Origin of the sequence: Nitratireductor sp. ZSWI3 (genome assembly GCF_024655565.1) — a bacterium.
Taxonomy (GTDB): domain Bacteria; phylum Pseudomonadota; class Alphaproteobacteria; order Rhizobiales; family Rhizobiaceae; genus Nitratireductor.
The window spans coordinates 1-707 of the sequence record NZ_JANKOF010000209.1 but is presented as its reverse complement, the minus strand read 5'-3'; the positions used below and the strand labels follow the sequence as shown (position 1 = coordinate 707).

The 707-nt window shown below is 71.6% G+C and carries 2 protein-coding genes; both read left to right on the top strand.

The window, feature by feature from the left end; all coding sequences use genetic code 11:
• Positions 1–429, top strand: a 429-nt coding sequence (locus NUU27_RS25445; RefSeq protein WP_257765079.1) for a carbohydrate kinase family protein, incomplete at its 5' end; no start/stop codon positions are given.
• Between the two features lie 13 nt (positions 430–442).
• Positions 443–707: pseudouridine-5'-phosphate glycosidase (locus NUU27_RS25440; protein WP_257765078.1), on the top strand; the 265-nt coding region annotated here is incomplete at its 3' end.

Here is a 707-nt window from a genome sequence, read left to right as displayed (position 1 = left end):
GGCCGCCTCGCACCTTCCTTCAAGGCGCTCTCGACGCTGTTCATGAACAGCCGCGAGGCGCGCAGCCTGGCCGGCCTCGGAGAGGACGCCTCACCGGCCATGGCCATCTACCGCCTGCAGGAGCGCGGCCTCGGCGCCGGCGTGATCACGGCGGGCAGCAGCTCGGTTCTCGTCTTCAGCGGCGGCGGCCTGTGGGAGATCGCGCCGCCGCGCGTCGAGCCCGTGGTCGACGTGACGGGTGCGGGCGACGCCCTTGCCGGGGCGACCATCGCGGCGCTGATGCGCGGCTCAAGCCTGCCCGAAGCGGCCCGCGAGGGCGTCGCGGCCGCCGGCCTGGCTGTCGCCAGCGCCTCGGCGGCGCCGGAATTCGACGATACGATCTTCACGGCGGCGCTGGCACGGGTGCCGGCACCGCACGCACTTTCATAAAGGAGCCCTTTCCGTGCGATCCAAGAACATTCTCGACATCCATGCGCCGGTCGCCGAGGCGCTGGCAGCGGGCAAGCCCGTCGTGGCGCTCGAGAGCACGATCATCACCCACGGCATGCCCTGGCCGAAGAACAACGAGATGGCCGCCGAGGTGGAAGCGCTGATCCGTGCCGAGGGCGCCGTGCCGGCGACCATCGCCGTGATCGACGGCCGGCTGAAGATCGGCCTATCGGACGGCGAGCGCGAGGCGCTCGCCAGGGCCGAGAAGCCGATGAAGC